Origin of the sequence: Pseudomonas sp. NFACC39-1, from assembly GCF_900110355.1 — a bacterium.
Classification (GTDB): Bacteria; Pseudomonadota; Gammaproteobacteria; order Pseudomonadales; family Pseudomonadaceae; genus Aquipseudomonas; species Aquipseudomonas tehranensis.
In genome coordinates, this window is record NZ_FODL01000001.1 from 578,776 (window position 1) to 596,754 (window position 17,979).

Consider the following 17,979-nt stretch of genomic DNA (forward strand, 5'->3'; position numbering starts at 1 on the left):
CTGGAAACTTGTGTACACCGACCATCCACTGTGGGAGCGAGCCTGCTCGCGATTGGGCCTCAAGAACACCGCCAACCCAAGCCTTAGATCCACCCACCCCACTGCAACACAAAAATCCCCAGGTTGGTGGTAACCGCCGCCATCAGCGTGGTGATGACGATGATCGCCGCGGCCAGTTCATGGTTGCCATCGGCGGCGCGGGCCATGACGTAACTGGCGGCGGCGGTGGGGCTGCCAAAGTACAGGAACAGAATTCCCAGCTCCGCCCCGCGAAAGCCCCAGAGCCAGGCGCCGAGGGTGGCCAGCAACGGCAGGCCGATCATTTTTACCAGGCTCGAACTCAGGGCCATCTTGCCGCTTTTGCGCAGCGCCGCCAGCGACAGCGTGCCGCCGATGCAGATCAACGCCAGGGGCAAAGTCATCTGGGCAAGGTATTTGGCCGAGGTTTCGAACCAGTTCGGCAGGCCGATCTGCCAATAGGCCAACGGCGTGGCCACGACCACACTGATGATCAGCGGGTTGCTGACCACGCTTTTGCAGATGCTCCAGGGATCGGACTTGATCACCGGGCTGTAGACCGCCAGCACGATGGTCGACAGGGTGTTGTAGAACAGGATCACCAGCGCCGCGAGAATCGACCCCAGGGAAATCCCGTAATCGCCATACATGCTCGCCGCCAGCGCCAGGCCGATCACACCGTTGTTGCCGCGAAACGCGCCCTGGGTATAGATGCCACGGTCCTCACGCGGACACCGCCAGATCGCCCAGCCCCAGGCCACGGCAAAGCACACCAGGGTGGCAATGGAGAAATAGATCAGCAGGTCCGGCTGCAATGCCGCATGGAGATCGGCATGCAGGATGCCGAGGAACAACAGCGCCGGCATGGTGACGTTGAACACCAGGGACGAGGCGATGTGAATGAAGTTGTCGTTGATCCAGTAAATGCGCTTGAGCAGTGTCCCCAGAAACAACATGGCAAACACCGGCGCGGTGATGTTCAGGGTTTCGAGGAAAATTGCCAGCATGCCGGGGACCTTGAGAAGGGTGTCGTTAGGTGGCTAATGATAGCCACTAACGACGTTGGCGTCTGGTGAAGCGCTATCGTCGGATCGCCGCCCGGAGCAAGCGCGCTCCCACATTTTGTTCTTGGGTGAACGCAGAATCTACATTCACCGCAAATCCCCTGTGGGAGCCGGCTTGCCCGCGAAGACGGCGGCACATCCAACCTCAATGCCAGCTGAACCACCGCATTCGCGAGCAACCCCGCTCCCACACTGGGTCTCCAGCGATCACGCAATCATCAAGTAATCGGCGCAGGGTTGAACAAGGTGATGTCGTTGTACAGCTTGTGCCGCTCGGCCCAGGTCTGTTTCTTGCCGCTGGCCACGTCCAGGTAGTAATGGAACAGTTCCCAGCCCAGTTCCTCGATGGAGGCGCGCCCGGTGGCGATGCGTCCGGCGTCGATGTCGATCAGGTCGGGCCAGCGCTGGGCCAGTTCGGTGCGGGTCGAGACCTTCACCACCGGCGCCATCGCCAGGCCGTACGGCGTGCCACGGCCGGTGGTGAACACGTGCAAGTTCATCCCCGCCGCCAGTTGCAACGTACCGCAGACAAAATCACTGGCCGGCGTGGCGCAGAAGATCAACCCCTTTTGCTTGAAGCGCTCGCCCGGGCCAAGCACGCCGTTGATGGCGCTGCTGCCGGATTTGACGATCGAGCCCAGGGATTTTTCGACGATGTTCGACAGCCCGCCCTTCTTGTTGCCCGGCGTGGTGTTGGCACTGCGATCGGCCTCGCCCTTGGCCAGGTAACGGTCGTACCAGTCCATCTCGCGTACCAGTTCCTGGGCGACTTCCCGGGTTTGCGCCCGGGAGGTCAGCAGATAGATCGCATCGCGTACTTCGGTGACTTCGGAAAACATCACCGTCGCCCCGGCCCGCAATAACAAGTCCGAGGCATAACCCAAGGCTGGGTTGGCGGTGATGCCGGAGAACGCATCGCTGCCGCCGCACTGCATGCCCAGGATCAGCTCCGACGCCGGCACGGTTTCGCGGCGGCGCAGGTCAAGTTTCTTCAGGCGGGTTTCGGCCAGTTCCATGATCTGCTCGATCATCTCGGTGAAACCGTGGCTGGAATCCTGCAATCGATACAACCATGGCTCGCTGAGGTCTACCGAGCTGTCGTTCTCATGCATCACCTGCCCGGCCTGCAATTTCTCGCAGCCCAGGCTGATCACCAGCGCTTCGCCACCCAGGTTCGGGTTGCGTGCCAGATTGCGCACGGTGCGGATCGGGATGTACGCGTCGGTGGCGGTGATCGCCACGCCGCAGCCGTAGCTGTGGGTCAGCGCCACCACGTCATCGACGTTCGGGTATTTGGGCAGCAATTCGTCCTTGATGCGCTTGACCGCGTGGTCCAGCACCCCGGTCACGCACTGCACCGTGGTGGTGATGCCGAGGATGTTGCGCGTGCCCACGGTGCCGTCGGCGTTGCGATAGCCTTCGAAGGTGTAGCCCTCCAGCGGCGCATCGGCCACCGGCACATCGGTGGACAGCGGCAAGCTGTCCAGCGGCGGCGCGGTGGGCATGCGCAGCTGGTCTTCCTTGACCCAACTGCCACGAGGGATCGGTTGCAGCGCGTAGCCAATGACCTGGCCGTAACGAATCACCTCGCCGCCCTCGGGAATATCTTCCAGGGTGACCTTGTGGCTCTGCGGTACAAAGTCCACGGTGACCAGGCCATCCGGGAACTCGGTTCCGGCTGGCACGCCCTGGTCGTTTACCACAATGACCACGTTGTCCCGCTCGTTCAGGCGGATGTAACGGGGCGAATCGGCATGTTCAATCAGTTGCATCGACATCGCTCCTTCAGGATTTCGCTTCAGACAGGCTGGAAAATTGGTCATCCCGGGCCGTGGGTTCTTTGAGCACGACACGTTTGATCGGCCCGACGATCACCAGGTAACTGAACACCGCCATCAGCGCGTTGCAGCCCACGAACACCAGCGCCCATTTGAACGAACCGGTGGAGCTGATGATGTAGCCGATGACGATCGGCGTGGTGATCGATGCCAGGTTGCCGAAGGTGTTGAACAGGCCGCCGCTCAGACCGGCGATCTGTTTTGGCGAGGTGTCGGACACCACGGCCCACCCCAGTGCGCCTACGCCTTTACCGAAAAAGGCCAGGGCCATGAAGCCCACCACCATCCACTCGATGTCGACGTAGTTGCACGCCACGATGCTGCTGGACACCAGCAGACCGGCGATGATCGGCGCCTTGCGGGCGAAGGTCAGCGAGTGGCCCTTGCGCAGGAGGTAGTCGGAAATCACCCCACCGAGCACCCCACCGATGAAACCGCAGATCGCCGGCAAGGAGGCAATGAAACCGGCCTTGAGGATGGTCATGCCGCGCTCCTGCACCAGGTACACCGGGAACCAGGTCAGGAAGAAGTAGGTGATGCCGTTGATGCAGTATTGGCCCAGGTACACGCCGAGCATCATGCGGTTGGTCAGCAGTTGGCGGATGTAATCCCACTTCGGACCGTCGCTCTTCTTACCCCTGCCCCTGCCCCTGCCCTTGTCCTGGTCCATGTCGACCATCGCGCCGTTGGCGGCGATGTGATTGAACTCGGCCTCGTTGATCATCGGGTGCTGCCGCGGGCTGTGGATAACCTTCAGCCAGACCAGCGAGAACACGATACCGACCACACCCATCACAATGAACACGTGCTGCCAGCCAAAGCGGTAGACGATCCAGCCCATCAGCGGCGCAAACAACACCGTGGCGAAATACTGGGCCGAGTTGAAAATCGCCGAAGCGGTACCGCGTTCAGCGGTGGGGAACCAGGCCGCGACGATGCGGGCGTTACCCGGGAAGGAAGGCGCCTCGGCCAGCCCGACCAGAAAGCGCAGCATGAACAGCGCCACCACGGCGGTGGAGACGCCGAATTCACCGACATAGCCTTGCAGCACGGTGAACAGCGACCAGGTAAAAATGCTCAAGGCATAGATTTTTTTCGACCCGAATCGGTCAAGCAGCCAGCCGCCCGGGATCTGCCCGGCCACGTAGGCCCAGCCGAAGGCGGAGAAGATATAACCGAGGGTAACGGCATCGATGCCGAGGTCTTTCTGCAGGCTGGAGCCGGCGATAGCGATGGTTGCGCGGTCGGCATAGTTGATCGTTGTCACCAGAAACAGCATGAGCAGGATCAAATAGCGGACGCGAGTCGGCTTGGTTTCTTGCATGTAAATCTACTTCCACTATTTATTTTTATACGGGAAATCTGGTGTACGGCCGGGCGGGTTGTCCCGCTCCGGCCGGTGTCGCAATTACGATCCGATGTAAGCAGTTTTCACCACGGTGTAGAACTCTTGCGCATAGCGACCTTGCTCGCGCGAGCCGTAGGACGAACCTTTGCGGCCGCCGAACGGCACATGGTAATCCACGCCGGCAGTCGGCAGATTGACCATCACCATGCCTGCCTGGGAATGACGTTTGAAGTGGTTGGCATATTTGAGCGAGGTAGTGGCGATACCGGCGGACAGACCGAACTCGGTGTCGTTGGCCATCGCCAACGCCGCCTCATAGTCAGCCACGCGCACGACGTTGGCCACCGGGCCAAAGATTTCTTCGCGGCTGATACGCATCGAGGCTTCGCTGTCGGCAAACAGCGTCGGCGCCAGGAAGTAACCTTCGGTATCGCACGTCACCAGGCCACCACCGCTGACCAACCGCGCACCTTCGCTCTGGCCGATGTCGATGTACTTCAAGTCCTGGTTGAGCTGGGCTTCGGAAACCACCGGTCCGATATCGGTGCCGGCCTTCAAGGCATGACCGACCTTGATCGACTGCATGCGCTCGGCCATGGCAGCGACAAACTTGTCGTGGATACCGGCGGTCACGATCAGGCGGCTCGACGCCGTGCAACGCTGGCCGGTGGAGTAGAACGCGCTCTGCACCGCCAGTTCGACGGCCTGCTTGAGATCGGCGTCGTCGAGGATGATCTGCGGGTTCTTGCCGCCCATCTCCAACTGCACCTTGGCCTGGCGCGCCACGCAATTGACCGCGATCTGCCGCCCCACGCCCACGGAACCGGTGAAGCTGATACCGTCGACTTTCGGGCTGTTGACCAACACTTCACCGACCACACGGCCGCTGCCCATCACCAGGTTGAACACACCGGCCGGGAAACCGGCGCGGGAAATGATGTCCGCCAGGGCCCAGGCACAACCTGGCACCAATTCGGCGGGCTTGATCACCACACAGTTGCCGTAGGCCAGCGCCGGGGCGATCTTCCAGGCAGGGATTGCGATCGGGAAGTTCCACGGCGTGATCAGGCCGACCACACCCAGCGCTTCACGAGTGACTTCGACGTTGACACCCGGGCGCACCGACGGCAGGTAATCGCCCGACAGACGCAGGCACTCGCCCGCAAAAAACTTGAAAATGTTGCCGGCGCGGGTCACTTCGCCAATGGCTTCGGGCAGGGTCTTGCCCTCTTCCCGGGCCAGCAGTTGGCCGAGCTCTTCGCGGCGGGCGAGGATCTCGCTGCCGACTTTGTCCAGCGCATCGTGACGGGCCTGGATGCCCGAGGTCGACCAGGCCGGAAACGCGGCGCGGGCGGCTTCGATGGCGGCATTGACTTGAGCTGCATCAGCCTTGGCGTATTCACCAATGACATCGGACAAGTCAGACGGGTTGATGTTGGTGCAATAGTCGGCACCGGCCACCCACTGACCGTTGATGTAGTTATCGAAACGCTTTGAATCTGCCACGGAGCTACTCCTTCTACAATAGCTGTCTAGGAACGCAGAGCGTCCCTGGCTGCGTTCCCACGCGGAGCATGGGGAACGATCAAGCCTTACGCAAAAAGCCGCTGATTGCTCAGCGGCCTTGTAGGGTCTGTTACTGCTTGCCTTGCTTGTCGATCAGCGCGGCCAGGGCTTCGTATTCTTCTGGCAGCAGGTCGGTCAACGGCGTGCGCACGGGACCTGCGTCATAGCCAACGATCTTCGCGCCAGCCTTGACGATGCTCACTGCATAACCGGCCTTGCGGTTGCGGATGTCCAGGTAAGGCAGGAAGAAGTCGTCGATGATCTTGCCGACGGTCTCGTGATCGTCACGGGCAATGGCGTGGTAGAAATCCATCGCGGTTTTCGGGATGAAGTTGAACACCGCCGAAGAGTAGACCGGCACGCCCAGGGCCTTGTAGGCCGCGGCATAGACTTCTGCGGTCGGCAGGCCGCCCAGGTAGCTGAAACGATCGCCGAGACGACGGCGGATCGACACCATCAATTCGATATCGCCCAGGCCATCCTTATAGCCGATCAGGTTCGGGCAGCGCTCGGCCAGTTGCTCCAAGTGCGTGGCGTTCAGGCGGCAGACGTTGCGGTTGTACACCACCACGCCGATCTTCACCGATTTGCACACGGCTTCAACGTGGGCGGCTACGCCGTCCTGGCTGGCTTCGGTCAGGTAGTGCGGCAGCAGCAACAGGCCCTTGGCGCCCAGACGCTCGGCCTCCTGAGCGTACTCAATGGCCTGGCGGGTCGCGCCACCGACACCGGCGAGAATTGGCACGCTGGTGGCGCAGGTATCAACAGCTGTCTTGATGACTTGCGAATACTCGCTTGCGGCCAGGGAGAAAAACTCACCGGTGCCACCGGCCGCGAAAAGTGCCGAGGCGCCATACGGGGCCAGCCACTCGAGGCGCTTGATGTAGCTGTCGCGATTGAAATCGCCTTGAGCAGTGAAATCGGTGACCGGGAAAGACAGCAGGCCAGACGAGAGGATGGACTTCAGTTCTTGTGGATTCATTATTCGAACACCCTGGACGCAAATGTTGTGTTGTAGGAAACGGTTCAGCTTCATGAGAAGTTGTAAGTCATCGTACAACTTAAAATACGAACGTCAACTGCATTTCGTCTTTTGTCGAATGCCAGGTCCGGGGGTATTTGTGGCCAAGCCTTGTAACTCGCGGCTTTTGAGCAGATTGGAAGACCGCTCAAACTTGCCCTCGCCAAGGCCGCTCATCGTCACCGTCAACGCTGCCAACAGGCGCCCCGGCGGCAAAGGGCTTGCTCCCCCACCGGGCTGCGTCCTAGAAATTATGTAAGAGCTAGGTAGGAGCCGTGTAGGAGCTGTCGAGTGCAACGAGGCTGCGATCCTGCTCCAGGCAATGAGGTCGCAAGTGAAAGATCAAGATCAAAAGATCGCAGCCTTCGGCAGCTCCTACAGAGCGCCTACGATGCAGCCCAGCGCAAGCAAGCCCTCGCCACAAGAGCAGTGACGAGCGGCTAGCCCTGGGCCTGCGCCTCTTCATGCGCCTGGCGCAGCCGTTCGCGGCTGTTGGTCAGGTGCAAGCGCATGGCCGCGCGGGCCGCGTCGGAGTCTTGGCGGGCGATGGCTTCGTAGATTTCCTCGTGCTCGCGGCTCAGGCGATCCATGTAGTGCTGGTGGTCGTCGTGAGCCAGGCGCGCCGAGTTCAGCCGGGTGCGCGGGATGATGCTGGTGCCCAGGTGGGTCATGATGTCAGTGAAGTAGCGGTTGCCGGTGGACAGGGCGATTTCCAGGTGGAAGGCGAAATCCGAGGCCACCGCGTCGCTGGCGTGGGCCGCGCTTTCGTTCAGCGCATCCAGGGCCGCGCGCATCGCCGCCAGTTGCTCGTCGCTGCGGCGCTGGGCTGCAAGGCCTGCCGATTCCACTTCCAGGCTGATGCGCAACTCCAGGATCGCCAGCACGTCACGCAAGGTGACCACCGTCGCCGGGTCGATGCGAAAGCCGCTCGGGCTGGGCGTGTCCAGCACGAAGGTGCCGATGCCGTGGCGGGTTTCCACCTGGCCGGCGGCCTGCAAACGGGAAATCGCCTCGCGCACCACGGTGCGGCTGACGCCATGGGCTTCCATGATCGCCGACTCGGTGGGCAATTTATCGCCACGCTTGAGCAGGCCGTCGCGAATCTGCTCGGACAGCACCGTCACCAGCTCCTGCGCCAGGCTGCGGCGCTTGCGGGGAAGGCGTGGTACGTCGATCGGTCTTTCCATGTGTCTGTGTCTCGGCAAGCGGCTGAATGCGCATCATGATAGCGCAACGTGGTTGTACGATCACCTTGCTCCCTGGCGGTCTTGGCAAAGTTTGCCGCCATGCACCGTTGTGGCGAGGGGATTTATCCCCGCTGGGCTGCGCCCGTAGGAGCTGTCGAGCGAAGCGAGGCTGCGATCTTGTCCCAGACAATTGAGCTAAAGATCAAAAGATCGCAGGCTTCGCCAGCTCCTACAGCCCAGCGGGGATAAATCCCCTCGCCACACGGTGTTCGACAATGACAATCAGGCGGTTACGGTGCGCTCCACCAGTTGGCCATTTTCGATACGCACATGTCGCGGATGGAACCGTTTCAAGCTGCTGCGATGGCCAACGCTGACAATGCTCAGCCCCGGCAACTGGTCAATCAGCGCCTGGTACAGCGTCGCTTCATCTTCTTCGTCCATCGCCGACGTGGCTTCATCCATATACAACCATTGTGGTGCATAGAGCAATGCACGGGCGAAGGCCAGACGTTGCTGCTCGCCGGGCGAGAGCATGCGTTGCCAGTGGTTGGCTTCGTCCAGTCGCGCCACCAGATGCGGCAGGCGACAGGTTTCCAGCACTTGGGCATAACGCTCTGGCGGGTACGTGTCGCCCGGCTGTGGATAACTCAGCGCCTCGCGCAACGTGCCAATGGGTAGATAGGGTTTTTGCGGCAGGAACAGATAACGCGCCGCGGGCAGCCGGATTGCGCCGTGCCCTTCGGGCCATAAATGCCCCATTGCCCGGAACAGGGTGGACTTACCGCTGCCCGAACGCCCGCTGAGCATCACCCGCTCGCCCGGCTCGACAGTCATATGGGCATTGCTGAGCAGATGACGGCCATCGCCCAGGTCCAACCCCAGATCCTGCACCTCCAATGCGTCGCCTTGGTTCTGCACGTCGATGGCCGGCACGCGGTCTTCGTTGTCGCTCATGGCCTGGCGGAAGCTCAGCAGACGATCACACGTGGCGCGCCACGCGGCGAGGTCGGTGTACGCGCTGATGAACCAACTGAAGTTCTCCTGCACGTTGCCGAACGCCGAGTTGATCTGCATGAGCTCGCCCAACTGGATCTTGCCGGCGAAGTAGCGCGGCGCGGCGACGATGAACGGGAAGATGATCGCGATCTGGCCGTAGCCGGAGGTGAAGAAGGTCAGGCGCTTGGACACCCGCATGATGTCCCAGAAGTTGTGCCAGACCAGCCCGAAGCGGCCACTGAGCCGCCGGTTCTCGTTGGGTTCGCCGTTGTACAAGGCAATGCTCTCGGCGTTCTCGCGCACCCGCACCATGGAAAAACGCAGGTCGGCTTCAAAGCGCTGCTGGTTGTTGTTCAGGCCGATCAAGCGCCGACCGATCAGGTGCGTCAGCCAACTGCCCACCGCCGCATACACCAGCGCACACCAGAACATGTAGCCGGGGATGGTGTAGCCCAACACCTGGATGCTGCCCGACACCCCCCACAAAATGATCGAGAACGACACCAGGCTGACCACAGTGCGCAGCAGCCCCAGGCCCAGGCCCAGGGTGTTGCTGGTAAAACTGTTGAGGTCTTCGGAGATCCGCTGGTCCGGGTTGTCGGTGTAGCCGCCCTGCTCCAGCCGGTAGTAATTCTTGTCATTGAGCCAGCGGGCGAAGTGTTTCTCCGTGAGCCAGGCTCGCCAGCGGATGGTGAGCATCTGCGTGAGGTACAAGCGATACACCGCGCCCAGGATCGCCACCGCGGCGATGCCGCAGAAATACAGGATCAACCGCCAGAACGCGACGCTGTCCTTCTCCTGCAAGGCGTTATAGAAATCCTTGTACCAGCTGTTGATCCATACCGAAATCGCCACGCTGAACAGCGACAGCACGATGACAGCGATTAACAGCGTCCAGGCCTTGCCCTTCTCTTCACTGCGCCAGTACGGCGTGGTCATTTGCCAGACACGGCGGAAAAACTGCCCGCGCACCGCATCATTGACCGCGGAATATTCAGCGTTCTGATTCATGGTTAAGGCTCAATAAAGAAAAAACCCGGGCCGATCATAGAGCAACGGCCCGATTTGCTGCGAGGGTGGACACCATCCGTTCAGCGCAGGTTCAGCGACGCACAGGGCGCTTCTGCAATTTGCGCTGCAAGGTGCGCCGGTGCATGCCCAAGGCGCGGGCAGTGGCGGAGATGTTGCCTTCGTGTTCGGTCAGCACCCGCTGGATGTGCTCCCATTGCAGGCGGTCCACCGACATGGGGTTTTCCGGCACCAGGGTGTCCAGATCGGCGTGTTCGGACAACAGGGCCGCCAGCACGTCATCAGCGTCGGCCGGTTTGCACAGGTAATTGCAGGCGCCGCGCTTGATGGCCTCGACCGCGGTGGCGATGCTCGAATAGCCGGTGAGGATCACCACGCGCATTTCCGGGTCCAGCTCCAGCAGCTTGGGCAACAGCACCAGGCCCGAGTCGCCGTCCATTTTCAAATCCAGCGCGGCGTAGTCCGGCAGGTCGGCCTGGGCGATGCTCAAGCCCTCCTCGGCGGATCCGGCGGTGCTCACGCGAAAGCCCCGACGGGACATGGCCCGGGCCATGACGCGGGTGAAGGTGGCGTCGTCGTCTACCAGCAACAGATGCGGCAGCTCTTCGCCGTCGACTTGGATCTCGTCACTCATGTTCGTCTCCTCGGTCGGCATGGGGCAGGCGCAGCTCGGTGAGCGTGCCGCCTTCCTCATGGGGGTAGAGTTTCACCGAGCCGCCGGCGCGTGTCACGCTGGCCTTGCTCAAAAACAGGCCCAGGCCAAAACCTTTGCCCTTGGTGGTGTAGAACGGCTTGCCGATTTGCTCGGCAATCGCCAGCGGCACACCGGCGCCGTGGTCGCGGATGCTGATGGTCAGCTCGTAGGCATTCCAGTCCAGCGCCACTTCCAGGCCTTCGGGGCAGGCGTCGGCGGCATTGTTCAACAGGTTGAGCAGCGCCTGGGTCAGGTCCGGCGGCGGCGCCATGCGCGGCACCGGGCCCTGGCCCAGACGCTGGAAGCGATAGCTGGCCTCCGGACGCATCAGGTGCCAGCGATTGAGGGCTTCGTCGAGCCAGTCGGTGACGTCCTGCATGTCGATGGCCAGGCGGCGGTTGGCCTCAGCGGCACGCACCAGATACTGCAGGGTCTCCTTGCAGAGCTGGACCTGATCCTGCAGCACGCCGAGGTCTTCCTGAAGTGCCGGATCGTGGTGATCCTGGCGCATCTCCTTGAGCAGCACGCTCATGGTGGCCAACGGCGTGCCCAACTCATGGGCGGCACCCGCAGCCTGGGTCGCCACGGCCAGCAATTGCTCGTCCCGTAGGCCCTCTTCACGGCGAATGGCCCGCAGCTCCTCTTGACGACGCAACTCTTCGGCCATGCGCGCGGCAAAAAACGTGATGACCGCCGCCGCCAGGGCGAAACTCAGCCACATGCCGTAGATCTGCAGGTTTTCCCGAGCGATGGGAAAGGTTTCCAGCGGATAGAACCGCGCCAGCAACAAGGTGTACAGCGCCAGGGCGATGCCGGACAGGATCAGCGAATACCGCCACGGCAACGTCACCGCGGCGATGGTCAGTGGCACCAGGTAATAGGACACGAAAGGGTTGGTGGAGCCGCCGGAGAAATACAGCAGCGCGCTGTGGATAAACAGGTCGCAGGCCAGTTGCACGGCGTATTCCAGCTCAGTCACCGGCCACGAGGTGCGTAGACGAATGGCGGTCAGCGCGCACAGTATCGAAGAGCAGGCCAGGGTGATCGCCAATTGCAGCCAGGGCAGCGGCAGCAGCTCGAACCAATAGGCGAGCCCCACAGACCCGGCCTGGGCGGCCAGGACCAGAATTCGGATAAACGTCAGACGCCAGAGGTTCTGGCGAGAGGCGGAAGTCATTTGCAAAGGGGCGAGCATGAGCTCTCCTGATGAGCGCTCCAGGCGGATCGCACGGAGTATAACCAAGGCGCGGGTGGCAGAGGCAGCTATGCGGCAAAGCGCCACAGCTCTCAATACTACATATACCCCCTGTGGCGAGGGGATTTATCCCCGCTGGACTGCTGCGCAGTCCAGCGGGGATAAATCCCCTCGCCACAAAAAGCCTCTCACCCGCAATCTGTATAGAAGTTGTAACTGTGCGAACCCACCCATAAAAGCTAGAGTCTTATCCTTCACGCAGGCCCGGACCTCACCCCTGCGCCTCATCCCAAGGAGCTTTCATGCACACGTTCAGTCGTCACGCCGCCCTGCTCGCCTTAAGCCTCGGCACCGTCGCCAGCCTGCCGGCCCTGGCCGCCGATGAGCTTCACTACAACCAGATTTCCGTGCGCGCCGAAGCCAGCCAGGAAGTCGCCCGCGACCTGATGATCGTCACCCTCTACACCGAGGAACAAAACACCGACCCGGCCAAACTCGCCGCGGCCATCAGCACCACGCTGAACAAAGCCATCGGCCAGGCCAAGCAGGTCAAGGACATCACCCTGCGCCAGGGCAGCCGCAACAGCTACCCGGTCTACGACAACAAAGGCCAGAAAATCACCGGCTGGCGCGAACGCGCCGAACTGCGCCTGGAAAGCGCCGACTTCGCGGCCTTGTCCAAACTCACCGGCGAGTTGCTCACCGATATGAAAATGGCCGGCATGGACTTCGCCATCTCCACCGCCACCCGCCAGACCAGCGAAGACGCCCTGCTCAAGGACGCCGTCAACGCCTTCAAGGCCCGCGCCCAACTGGCCACCGAAGCCCTGGGCGGCAAGGGTTACAAAATCGTCAACCTGAACCTCAACAGCAACGGCTACCCACAGCCCTACATGCGTCCGCAGATGATGATGAAAGGCGCGTCCATGGATGCTGAATCCGTGACGCCTGAAGTAGCACCCGGTACCAGTCAAGTGAACATGACGGCGGATGGAGTGGTTGAGGTGTTGATGCAATAACCATTCAAGGCAGCGGGTCAATTGCACCGAAGGCAATTGACCCGCCTGTTTCGGAAGGGCCCTTTAGCTTGGCGGCACGGTCCATATATCGTTATTTCAGCAAAGCAACCGCTGCTTTAGCGAGCTGGATGAACAACTCATCATCCTGCGCATCAAAATCGCCATCTCCGTCAGCATCTCCTTTTACGTCCACCTTATCGTAGTGACCATTCTTCGAAGAGGAGGATACAGAGGTAGAAAAATCAATGTCCTTCCCGCTGTAGAATTCGAACAAGACCTCAGGGCTACTGTCACGATCGAGTTCTTCAATTGATATGCGAATTTCTTTGGCAGCCATCATTACACCTCTTCCATTGGATTAAGTAATTACGGCATCGCTCGTGAGAAAAGCGCGCCAGCATTCACCGTATGATCAGGCGCGCCAGTCGTCTACTGTCAGAACTAACAGGTGTACACCCGTACAGCGGGAGCTGGCCCTATCCTTCGGCGGGACTTCCCGGCGCCTCCAATTGATCCAACGCCTTATCCACCAGCAACTGGCACAACTCCACCAACTGATGAATCCCCAACGCCACGCTGCGCCGCGTGCCCTCCACTTCAAAGGCCAGGTTCTCAGCCATGGCTTTTACCGAAGCCAAGGTTTCGCTGGTGCTGGTCAGCAGCGTGTCGGCGTCAGCTTTGGCGGTGACGGAGAACAGGCTGTCGATACGGGGGTCCGTGCTTGGCTCTGGTTTTTTTGGATTGAGGTAATGATTGAGTGCCCGCTCGGCGGCGGCTCGGTCTTTGAGTAGGTCTTCGATGGCGTCGAAATCCGCCAATGGATTTGTTCTGTTGGAATTCGGTTCAGTCTTTCCTTCGTTCATGTGCATGCTCCTGATGAAATTGGAGCCATCACTTGCCGTTATGGTCGTGAGGCTTACGACCTATTAATTTCGGGTTCCCACTCCCGGCCGCTGTTTCGCAGCGACAGCAAAAGGTTAGAGACCCCATTTCCGAGGGACAACCTTAAAAGCTTGTCGGATGTTTCGCTCTGGCGAGCGGATCCTTCCGACGCACCTGAATGATTTATGCAGCCTCCCACCCCACCGCAAACCCCGTGGCGAGGGAGCTTGCTCCCGCTGGGCTGCGCAGCAGCCCCTGACCTGATACCTCGGTGCGTCAGGTTGTACAAATAAAGTCTCTTTTCCAATGCGGGCTGAAGTGCATAGCAGGCCCAGAGCTTGGGTAGATTTGTAGGGGGTTCCTTAGCTCTGTCCTGCTTACCCAGCCCTTACTACTTTTTACGTTGGAATAATGATTGGAATGATCATCGGCGAAGGCGGCGCGGGCGGGTTAATCATGCCTTCGCTTTTCACCACCGGCACACCCTTGCGTTTAATTGCCTCGAACAGTTCCTTGGTAGCTGCCGAGTCGATATAGCCCCCCTCATCTATAGACGCGCTCAACGCCAATTGACGCCGCTCTTCCGTCATCTGGAGCTGACTGGTCCGAAAAATCGTATGCAGGGCGACGTTTTTAAGCGCCGATATATCCACATGAGCGATCTCGACGTACTTCAACGCTTTGGCGTCCCAACCCTGAACGTACAGATCATTGGCGGTCAACGCGTAGGTGCAGAAATAGTAGGTGCCGGTATTCGAACCCGGGGTAGATACGATCAGAGAGCAACGGCCATGTTGCAAAATAGGGCTGTTCAGTCTTGGATAGTCTTTGACAAGTTGTGCAGGAAACTGTGTTCGGTCGTAGTAGATAGTAGCCTTGTCGTAGGGGGTAGTGTTGCAGGCTGACAGGAGCAATGTCATGGACAGTAGGAGGGACGTGCCGAAATAGCGCATTGAATAATCCTTAAAAAACCAAAAAAACTAATAGAGCTCTTCTTGGAGCAGGTTTTCCACCGAAGAGAACAAGGCCAAACTTTTTCATTTCTTACAGACACATCAGCTAGTTAGCCGTTAAGTAAGTGCCATTCGGGACAGACCACGTTTTTACATCACTAAAAACGTGGTCTGCCCCCGTTTTTCTCCGCGCCATAAAACGAAGACCCAAGCCTTACCCCATGCTGATGAAAACACGTCGATCAGCAAGGGCCGAGGTCAGGAAGAATGGCCACCCGAAGAAGGTTAAGTAAGTGCCATTCAAATCTGCCCCCTTTTTCCCTAAGGAGTTTTTTCACCTATGAGACCAAGGCAAAACCTTTTAATTTTCTCAGGCACATCAGCTAGTTAGCCGTTAAGTAACCGCCATTCTGGTCTGTCTCCGGCTTTCAACGATTTCTCCTAATATATTAAAATCACACATCAACCAAACATACCTCAAAGCCTCTTTACTGCGCGCAATTTACCAAAACACAAACACCGCCAGACTTAACAACCAGACTAATAGGCTTCTTGGTCACACCATCATCAATTGAAATTTCAACTAGCAAATTCTGATCCTCAAAAGATTGCAACTCCAAAATAAGCTGACTAATAGTTTTTCCTCGACTGATCCAGTCCGACTTCTCCTCACCTTTCATATCAATCTCCAATACGATTTAAATTCACATCAAATGTTCCTGAGCGTGTTTCTTTACGGCCAAGCCCCCTAACGGAGTCGGCCATTTTCCAAGCGCCACCATTATGCCCATCAAGATCCCTAGTTATATAGCGATTCCCAAGCTTAAATACCGCCTGTCCACCATGTACTGTTTCATTTATTTTTGAGAATCCTAACACTTTTGCTGCTCGCTGGGCCTCTGCATTTGTCTTGTAAATTGGCTCGACTTTGACGCGCGGATTCGTTGCATTACCGTTACCCGCACCTACCGAGCTTTTACCCAGGATCGCCATACCCAGCGTGATCTTCAGCTCAGTCAACAACGTCGCTCGCTCATTCAGCGACAACTGCCGTCCAGCCTGTTGATCAAGCCAACTGGTTTCCTTAACCCATTGATCGACCCCCGCCAACTCGCTCGGCGTCAACCAGCCCTCCTTGAGGTTCTTCGCAAAGGCCATTTGCTTATCTGAGGTAAACAGCGCTCCCCAGCCATCAACCCCCTGCGATGGAACGGCAACAGCCCCAGGGTTCCCTGTAAGCAACCCAGCCATATCGTAAGAGACGTTACGCCGCAGGAAGTCCAGTAGATCCTTGGCGACGGGAGCCTCCAGCGAAACCGCGCTTTTCTGGATGCCTTCTACGCAAGCTCTACTTTCGCAGGCATTGATGGCCATGGAACGCTGAGCAGATAGTTCTTCATAGCGCCCGACAATTTCGCGGATGTTCGCGGCGCTACAACCTCCTGTCGTCCGACAACCCTGAAGCTCTTTGAGCAGGCGCTCTGCTGATGGGTGGTCGAGGTTGTTGTACTGCGTTGCGTTTGCCGTCACTGCCGCAGCGGCAGATGCATCGCCCCCTGTAAAGGCCGCCGTCAATACGCCTATGAGTTGGGAGGCCGCGAGCAGTTTTGTTACGCCTTGCTGATATTCCAGGCTGTTTCTATCTACGCCGACCGGTAATAATTTGTCGGCAAGAGCGTCCACCAACGCCTCATTCGCCCCAGCAGCAATAGCGCCTGTGCGGAAATCCCCGCCCATGGCCTCCGCCATCAATCCACCCAGCGCCGCATGCATCACAACTTTTGAAAGTTTGCCGTCGTCAAAGACAGTGATATCACCAATTTTATTGGCCGAAACCGCCCCACCAATACTGATGGCCGAACCCAACGCAGAAGCCACCAGGTTGTCCTTCAGACTCCCCCCCATGATTGCTGTCTTAGCTGCAGCGTCAGCGGCCACTTTGATCGCAACGCTCTGTGCGCTGGCGAGATCAAACTTCAGATCCGTAGCACTAAACCCGCAAAAAGCGCAAAAAGGGGACAGCGCAAAAAGGGGACAGATTTATTTTCCCGATTCAGCCCTCGGCCGCCCCTGCCCGCGCCGCTCTACCCGCACACCAACAACCCGCTCGACCTCATCTACGAAACGGCTTGTACCCGTCAGTTGGCCTCGCTGCAAAGCGTCGCGGATCAATTGAAGCTGATCACTCGGAATGGCCTGGTGCACAAACTCCTCATACCGAAGCCGCCGCTCCATCGGGGTATCACCCAAGGCCAAGAAGCATGGATCAGCATCTAACCAGCACCCATCTGACTCATCACCTACCCGGCTTCGATAGCTCGACCATGCATAGTTTGCGACATCGGCGACCATACGAGCGCGCACAGGATTTAATTCAATGTAACGACTACAAGCGAGCAAATATGAATCCGACTGCACCACACTAGATTTGTAACGACTTTCCCATAAGGTGCCAGAACGCCCTTCCAATCGATTGCGATAGCGCGTCGCACGGGCAGCCAGTGATTTCATTAATTGCCCCAGTCCAGCGGTTGACTCCCCCGGAGCTAGCAACAAATGGACATGATTCGTCATCAGGCAATAGGCGTAGACTTTCACCCCGAATGCATCTTTCAGCTCGCGCAGATCAGAGAGATAGCGCTGATAATCCTCTGCCACCGCAAACACCATCTGCCGGTTATGACCGCGCTGCACTACATGATGCGGGTAATTCGGTAAAACAATACGTCCCATTCTGGGCATATATGACTCCTCCATCCGTGGAAGCTTTCAGCGTAGCAGAGGTCCTAAAAATAAATCTGTCCCCTTTTTTTCTTTTTTTCTGCCGCTTGTGCTCAAGGTTACTCTTCGGTCTTCGTAGTGGTCCATAGGTCACCCAACTAAACCCGCATAACCATTTTTTCAAATTCAGCATGTGAAATATAGCTAGCATCTACGAGCAATTGAAGAAGCAAATAGTTTAATTTATCATCATCAATCCCTTGCCTTTTACCTGGCCGCTCCCATCGCCAAATCACTTGTCGCGCCTCGCCACTTACATCGGGAAACTCATCTGTAAAGAATATCGCCAAATCAAGATTTGAAATACTTGGTTTCTGAACCACCAAACTTTTCAAAGCTTGAACGGGAAGCATCCCATCTTCAATTAATTCCTTCAGCATTCTAG

General features: G+C 58.7%; 17 protein-coding genes. 1 reads left to right on the forward strand and 16 read right to left on the reverse strand.

Annotated elements, in window-relative coordinates; genetic code table 11:
* Positions 1-83: 83 nt before the first annotated feature.
* From BMY45_RS02625 to BMY45_RS02665, 9 genes are all read right to left on the reverse strand, one after another.
* Positions 84-1,025, reverse strand: a complete 942-nt coding sequence (locus BMY45_RS02625; RefSeq protein ID WP_092394139.1) for an AEC family transporter — start codon at positions 1,023-1,025, stop codon at positions 84-86.
* Positions 1,026-1,300: 275 nt separating this feature from the next.
* Positions 1,301-2,854 carry a galactarate dehydratase gene (gene garD / locus BMY45_RS02630; RefSeq protein ID WP_092394142.1) on the reverse strand — a complete coding sequence of 518 codons (1,554 nt, stop codon included), beginning with the start codon at positions 2,852-2,854 and terminating at the stop codon, positions 1,301-1,303.
* A gap of 13 nt (positions 2,855-2,867) precedes the next feature.
* The gene (locus BMY45_RS02635; RefSeq protein WP_092394145.1) at positions 2,868-4,244 is read right to left on the reverse strand and encodes an MFS transporter; all 1,377 of its coding nucleotides are present in this window, start codon (positions 4,242-4,244) and stop codon (positions 2,868-2,870) included.
* Positions 4,245-4,328: 84 nt separating this feature from the next.
* Positions 4,329-5,774: an aldehyde dehydrogenase family protein gene (locus BMY45_RS02640; RefSeq protein WP_092394148.1), complete on the reverse strand. Its 1,446-nt coding sequence runs from the start codon at positions 5,772-5,774 to the stop codon at positions 4,329-4,331.
* Between the two features lie 130 nt (positions 5,775-5,904).
* The gene (gene kdgD, locus BMY45_RS02645; protein WP_092394151.1) at positions 5,905-6,816 is read right to left on the reverse strand and encodes a 5-dehydro-4-deoxyglucarate dehydratase; all 912 of its coding nucleotides are present in this window, start codon (positions 6,814-6,816) and stop codon (positions 5,905-5,907) included.
* A 479-nt stretch (positions 6,817-7,295) separates the two neighbouring features.
* Positions 7,296-8,042: a FadR/GntR family transcriptional regulator gene (locus tag BMY45_RS02650; RefSeq protein WP_092394154.1), complete on the reverse strand. Its 747-nt coding sequence runs from the start codon at positions 8,040-8,042 to the stop codon at positions 7,296-7,298.
* 282 nt (positions 8,043-8,324) lie between these two features.
* Positions 8,325-10,052: an ABC transporter ATP-binding protein/permease gene (locus BMY45_RS02655; protein WP_092394157.1), complete on the reverse strand. Its 1,728-nt coding sequence runs from the start codon at positions 10,050-10,052 to the stop codon at positions 8,325-8,327.
* 91 nt (positions 10,053-10,143) lie between these two features.
* Complete coding sequence (locus tag BMY45_RS02660) at positions 10,144-10,704, reverse strand: response regulator transcription factor (RefSeq protein ID WP_047229017.1); 561 nt, start codon at positions 10,702-10,704, stop codon at positions 10,144-10,146.
* Entirely contained in the window at positions 10,697-11,959 is a 1,263-nt protein-coding gene (locus tag BMY45_RS02665) for an ATP-binding protein (RefSeq protein ID WP_047229018.1), read from the reverse strand. The genes BMY45_RS02660 and BMY45_RS02665 overlap by 8 nt, the downstream gene beginning before the upstream one ends.
* A 302-nt stretch (positions 11,960-12,261) precedes the next feature.
* Here BMY45_RS02665 and BMY45_RS02670 point away from each other — a divergent pair, with 302 nt between their 5' ends.
* Positions 12,262-12,978 carry an SIMPL domain-containing protein gene (locus BMY45_RS02670; protein WP_092394160.1) on the forward strand — a complete coding sequence of 239 codons (717 nt, stop codon included), beginning with the start codon at positions 12,262-12,264 and terminating at the stop codon, positions 12,976-12,978.
* Between the two features lie 91 nt (positions 12,979-13,069).
* Here BMY45_RS02670 and BMY45_RS02675 read toward each other — a convergent pair whose 3' ends face one another.
* The 7 genes from BMY45_RS02675 to BMY45_RS27265 all read right to left on the reverse strand — a co-directional run bounded on the left by BMY45_RS02675 (position 13,070) and on the right by BMY45_RS27265 (position 17,974).
* Positions 13,070-13,315 (reverse strand): hypothetical protein, encoded by a 246-nt coding sequence (locus tag BMY45_RS02675; protein ID WP_143071598.1) that lies wholly within the window; start codon positions 13,313-13,315, stop codon positions 13,070-13,072.
* Positions 13,316-13,454: 139 nt separating this feature from the next.
* On the reverse strand, positions 13,455-13,841 hold the full coding sequence (locus tag BMY45_RS02680) for a DUF6124 family protein (protein ID WP_092394166.1): 387 nt from the start codon (positions 13,839-13,841) through the stop codon (positions 13,455-13,457).
* A 417-nt stretch (positions 13,842-14,258) separates the two neighbouring features.
* Positions 14,259-14,813, reverse strand: a complete 555-nt coding sequence (locus BMY45_RS02685; RefSeq protein WP_092394169.1) for a hypothetical protein — start codon at positions 14,811-14,813, stop codon at positions 14,259-14,261.
* Positions 14,814-15,301: 488 nt separating this feature from the next.
* The gene (locus tag BMY45_RS02690) at positions 15,302-15,493 is read right to left on the reverse strand and encodes a hypothetical protein (protein ID WP_092394172.1); all 192 of its coding nucleotides are present in this window, start codon (positions 15,491-15,493) and stop codon (positions 15,302-15,304) included.
* A gap of 1 nt (position 15,494) precedes the next feature.
* Positions 15,495-16,751 (reverse strand): toxin C-terminal domain-containing protein, encoded by a 1,257-nt coding sequence (locus BMY45_RS02695; RefSeq protein WP_177193291.1) that lies wholly within the window; start codon positions 16,749-16,751, stop codon positions 15,495-15,497.
* A gap of 102 nt (positions 16,752-16,853) precedes the next feature.
* The gene (locus BMY45_RS02700; protein WP_092394175.1) at positions 16,854-17,555 is read right to left on the reverse strand and encodes a transposase; all 702 of its coding nucleotides are present in this window, start codon (positions 17,553-17,555) and stop codon (positions 16,854-16,856) included.
* A 137-nt stretch (positions 17,556-17,692) separates the two neighbouring features.
* Positions 17,693-17,974: a hypothetical protein gene (locus BMY45_RS27265; protein WP_143071600.1), complete on the reverse strand. Its 282-nt coding sequence runs from the start codon at positions 17,972-17,974 to the stop codon at positions 17,693-17,695.
* Positions 17,975-17,979: the final 5 nt, after the last annotated feature.